The 3,948-nt window shown below is 62.3% G+C and carries 7 protein-coding genes; 3 read left to right on the top strand and 4 right to left on the bottom strand.

Going from position 1 to position 3,948, the window contains the following annotated elements; translation table 11 throughout:
• The first annotated feature begins 338 nt into the window (after positions 1-338).
• The gene (locus CXY80_RS00345; RefSeq protein ID WP_104131155.1) at positions 339-767 is read left to right on the top strand and encodes a PRC-barrel domain-containing protein; all 429 of its coding nucleotides are present in this window, start codon (positions 339-341) and stop codon (positions 765-767) included.
• A 142-nt stretch (positions 768-909) separates the two neighbouring features.
• Here CXY80_RS00345 and CXY80_RS00350 read toward each other — a convergent pair whose 3' ends face one another.
• Genes CXY80_RS00350 through CXY80_RS00360 form a run of 3 tightly spaced genes read right to left on the bottom strand, consistent with a single transcriptional unit; the run spans position 910 to position 1,989 of the window.
• Positions 910-1,227, bottom strand: coding sequence for a hypothetical protein (locus CXY80_RS00350; protein ID WP_104131156.1), 318 nt, complete (start codon positions 1,225-1,227; stop codon positions 910-912).
• 7 nt (positions 1,228-1,234) lie between these two features.
• Positions 1,235-1,633, bottom strand: coding sequence for a hypothetical protein (locus CXY80_RS00355; protein WP_104131157.1), 399 nt, complete (start codon positions 1,631-1,633; stop codon positions 1,235-1,237).
• The gene (locus CXY80_RS00360) at positions 1,630-1,989 is read right to left on the bottom strand and encodes a hypothetical protein (protein WP_104131158.1); all 360 of its coding nucleotides are present in this window, start codon (positions 1,987-1,989) and stop codon (positions 1,630-1,632) included. The genes CXY80_RS00355 and CXY80_RS00360 overlap by 4 nt, the downstream gene beginning before the upstream one ends.
• A gap of 309 nt (positions 1,990-2,298) precedes the next feature.
• Between CXY80_RS00360 and CXY80_RS00365 the strand changes: the two genes are divergently transcribed.
• Positions 2,299-2,481, top strand: a complete 183-nt coding sequence (locus tag CXY80_RS00365; RefSeq protein ID WP_104131159.1) for a hypothetical protein — start codon at positions 2,299-2,301, stop codon at positions 2,479-2,481.
• A 9-nt stretch (positions 2,482-2,490) separates the two neighbouring features.
• Positions 2,491-3,066, top strand: coding sequence for a hypothetical protein (locus CXY80_RS00370; protein WP_104131160.1), 576 nt, complete (start codon positions 2,491-2,493; stop codon positions 3,064-3,066).
• A 600-nt stretch (positions 3,067-3,666) separates the two neighbouring features.
• Here CXY80_RS00370 and CXY80_RS00380 read toward each other — a convergent pair.
• Positions 3,667-3,933: a Rho termination factor N-terminal domain-containing protein gene (locus CXY80_RS00380; protein WP_104131162.1), complete on the bottom strand. Its 267-nt coding sequence runs from the start codon at positions 3,931-3,933 to the stop codon at positions 3,667-3,669.
• Between the last annotated feature and the right edge of the window lie 15 nt (positions 3,934-3,948).

The raw sequence follows: 3,948 nt of genomic DNA on the forward strand, positions 1-3,948 counted from the left end.
AGACGGGCGCCATCAATGTGATCGCGCACTCGAAGCTGTCGAACGTGCCGGTCGTGTCGGCACGTTCGATGGTGAACGTCTTGTCGTACTCGTTGCCGCAGGTGTCGCAGGTTGCCACGGCTCCTCCTTCGATTGGGCCGGTCCTTCATGCTTACGCCCTTTCTCCCGGTTTGGCTAGGGGTCAGGTTTTTTCGACGGCGCTCGAACGGGGACGTAGCGTAGAGAGGGCAGCAGTTCATTCGCTCTCGCGATGGCGGGCTGCCCAGAGTGGGTGATCCTCCCGAGAGCGTCCGGCGCAACTAGCCGGTGAAACGACGACGAAGACGAAGGAGAACATCATGAACAACCCGGACACCTCGGACACGGGAACACTGGTCAGACTAAGTGAGACCGATCAGACGGTTGCCGACCGCGAGGAGGACATTCGCGGACGTGACGTCAGAGATAGAAACGGCGACGACCTCGGCAAGGTCAAAGATCTGCTGATCGACGGCACTGAGCGTCGGGTGCGGTTCCTCGACGTGGCCTCGGGAGGGTTTCTGGGCATCGGCCAGGACATGACTCTCATCCCGGTCGACGCCATCACCGCCATCACGGAGGACGAGGTGCGGATCGGCCAGACCCGCGAGAACGTCGCCGACGCCCCTGCCTACGACCCGGAACTGGTCCGAGAACGCGACACCTACGGCAGCGTTCTGGGCTACTACGGGTACGGGCCATTCTGGGGTTCGGACTATCGGTACCCCGACTATCCGCACTACCGCTAGGCATCCACCGGGGGGTTGCTTCCCTGGGTTAGCGGGCGTAGCGTCAGAAGTGCGAACGAGGTGAAAACCACGATTCGCACAGAAGGGCTCCAGTGGTCACGATCACCGGAGCCTTTCGCCATGTTTGACGAAACCTCGCTGGCTAGTCGAGTGTTGCCGCACTCGCCACGACAGTTGCGGTGACGACCGCGGTCGCCGCGATCGTCAGCATTGCCGCGGCCAGGAGCATGAGCCGGCGCCGGCCGGCGGGGATGACGATCCGAGCGACGATCATCGCAATGTAGAGAGTGGCTACCGCTATGGCGCCGGTCAGCGCAACGCCTGGCGGTGGGAGCTGCGTCATCGGCATCAGGACTGCAAGAGACACGCCTGTGAAGATGCCGCCGACGATGAGCCAAATCCGTCCGGTCGAGGTGGTCAGAGCTGGCTGACTTCTGATTCTGGTGGGATCTGTGGTCATGGGTGGATCATCCCCCCGGGTTGATGAGAAGGGCAAAGATCGCGGCGCCCGTCCCGCCGAGGTAGAGGACCACTCCAGCGCGGATGCAGAAGGACTTCTGACGGTCCGCTTTCTCCAGGCTGGAACCCAACACGGGGCACCCGGCCCAGACCAACGAGGCAATGCCAACGACGATGGCGGTGGCACCGACCCACCACACCACGGCCAGCACGGGTATCGAGTCGCTGGGATGCCATCCGGCAGCAAGCATCCCACCCAGCGGCACGGTTGTCGCGATGATGGTGGCTGCGAACCAGATGGCCCCCGTGAAGTCGATACGCCGCAGCTCCGAAGTCGGGCTGGAGACGTTCTCTGGTGACGACTGCCGATCGGGTTCGGCAGTATCCGGGCGCACCCCTACGGTCACTTTTGGGGAGCCTTTTCGTCGATCGAGGTAAGCAGCTTCTTGAGCGCGGTCTTGATCGTGGGATGGTCATATTGGCCCGCTCGGCTTTCACCAGAGATGACGGCGCACCGGTGGAGCTTCTTGAAGTCGCCGTAAGGAAACAGGTAACGACCTCGGGTGCCCTCGGTCTGGTCGGTGTCTTCGCCGAGATGCCATTTTGCGTATTCGGCCATCCCGTGCTTGTCGATGAAGGTGTTGTTCTCATCGGTGCTGGGAGCGTGCTCGCTCCAGTCGTCCCGATCGTCATGAGTGATCTCGCCGCGACGCAGCAACCCCTTCGCGTGGGAGAGGGCTTCCTGATTCAGTTTCACGGGCATCCCGATCCTTTCGTCACCTCCGGTCTACGACGATGCTGCCGCGCAGTCAACGGGGTTGCCGACATCCGGCTAGCCGACCGTCATGCCGGGCAGCCGCCTCGAGGAGCCGGTACAGGGCCGCGGATCGTGGGATTCGATGGGTGCCAGTTCGAAACCTGATCTGTCGATCGAGCCTCGACAGGACCCGACACGCGCAGAGACTACTCGCCGAGAGCGAATGGTCAAGCGGGTTGCGGGGGCGCCAGCCGTGACGTGAGCTTTATGGAACAAGGTGAACGCCTTGGCCTCACTCCCGGAAGGAAAGTACTGATGACAGATCCGACAATCAACACACCTGGCGGCATCGAGGACGACTTCCCCATCACCGAGGAACCAACTCGCGACGGGGACATCGCCACCGGAGTCAAAGGCGTTCCCGACCAAGATCGTCTCGTCGAGGCAGACGAAGATCTCCAGCCCGACGAGGACGCCACGATCGTGAACGACGGATAGCAGCTACTCATGCACAGTTCGGAAGTACTGGCCGACTGGCCAGACGAATCGCGGGAGGCCGCGCAGTTGGTTGTCGACAAGTACGGTGAACCGCACGAGTCGACCGCTACCCAGCTGACCTGGTTCGCGGTAGGAGAGTGGAAGCGGGTCGTGGCGACGAAAGCATTCTGGGAACACCGGTTTCCAGCACCGCACTACGACTCCGTCGAATCGATCATCGACTACCGGGTGGCCCCGGACCTGTTCAGCGCACTCGCCCAATTCGACGGCAGCGTGGTTGCGCGCCGCACAATGGGCGAACTCTCGGCCACCTGCCACGACGAGGAAGCCAATCGGCTCGCCCTGAACCTCGCGCACGACCTCATCTCTGGTGATCGCGACGTGCCGGATGCCCGCGCCTACTATTCGAAAGAGTTCACCGATGCCCGGCGGAAAGCACCCACTCCGTACATGCAGAAACTGCACTTCACTCCGCAATCGCCCAACCCGGATCCGGATGTACCTACGATCGACGAAGAGGAACTACGCGACGCCGAGGAAGAAGGGCACCCTTCCGCCGGCTCGACAAGCGACCCGCCACCTTAAATGCTGTCACTAGGTGGACAGGCATAAACACGGGAACCAGAGAAACGGCAGTTCGAACCCGCCCTGTAGTATCTAATGCATGCGAGGTCTGGGGCCGTGTGGGTGAGTTGATCTACGGGCCTGCGTCCGAGCGGATCACGATTGGCGACCGCACTCTCACCCACATCATGCTTGTTACGCTAGCGAAGCTGCGACGGGGCGAGGCTTTCGCACTCAACTTAACGTTCGACGCCTCGACAGGTGGCGGACGAACCACCGTGTGGTTATCGCCCAACACCTTCATTCAGTTCAGGTTCGATGGCAGCCGCAGACCTGCTGTGAACCGGTCATGGATCGACCAGCTCATGATGTCCGCGAACTCGCCCGAGGGCCTCAGCGTGACCGATGAGCCGACGGACAACTCGTCAGAGCCCGCAAACCCGCCCACTGGCGTAATCACAGTCCCCCGCCCGAATCCCTGAAGAACGGACGCACTGACCACGCCTGAAGATTAGTCGGGCGGGTCAGTTTCGTCGGGCGGGTCGGCGGGGCCGCCGGAGGCAGTGTCCTCCTCCGTCTCCGGGGCGTGGTCGGTCGAGGGCCCGTCGTCGTTGCGCTTCATCAGTGGTTGCGCAGCGAGCTAATGAGGTCGGACTTGTTCTTGCCGGAGTAGCCGTGCAGGCCAAACTCTTTGGCGCGTTTGCGCAACTCGGGCACGGTCATATCCTCGTAGTCGCCAGCCTTGCCCCCGCGCCGCGAGACCGCCTTCTGCCCGTCGCGGGCGGCCGCGTTGCTGATGCGGGCGGCTTTCTCCTTGCTGGCCCCATCGTCGCGGAGATCCTCGTAGAGCTTTGGATTCTTGAGACTTCTGTTCCGTTCACCTGGCATGTTTGCGACGCTACG

It is taken from the genome of Cryobacterium sp. M91, assembly GCF_002929615.1.
GTDB lineage: Bacteria > Actinomycetota > Actinomycetes > Actinomycetales > Microbacteriaceae > Cryobacterium > Cryobacterium levicorallinum.

What these genes read in the sequence shown, in the direction of transcription:
- CXY80_RS00365 (WP_104131159.1), top strand. Translation starts at nt 2,299, where the DNA reads ATGACAGATCCGACAATCAACACACCTGGCGGCATCGAGGACGACTTC.
- CXY80_RS00380 (WP_104131162.1), bottom strand. Translation starts at nt 3,933, where the DNA reads ATGCCAGGTGAACGGAACAGAAGTCTCAAGAATCCAAAGCTCTACGAG.
- CXY80_RS00350 (WP_104131156.1), bottom strand. Translation starts at nt 1,227, where the DNA reads ATGACCACAGATCCCACCAGAATCAGAAGTCAGCCAGCTCTGACCACC.
- CXY80_RS00345 (WP_104131155.1), top strand. Translation starts at nt 339, where the DNA reads ATGAACAACCCGGACACCTCGGACACGGGAACACTGGTCAGACTAAGT.
- CXY80_RS00360 (WP_104131158.1), bottom strand. Translation starts at nt 1,989, where the DNA reads ATGCCCGTGAAACTGAATCAGGAAGCCCTCTCCCACGCGAAGGGGTTG.
- CXY80_RS00370 (WP_104131160.1), top strand. Translation starts at nt 2,491, where the DNA reads ATGCACAGTTCGGAAGTACTGGCCGACTGGCCAGACGAATCGCGGGAG.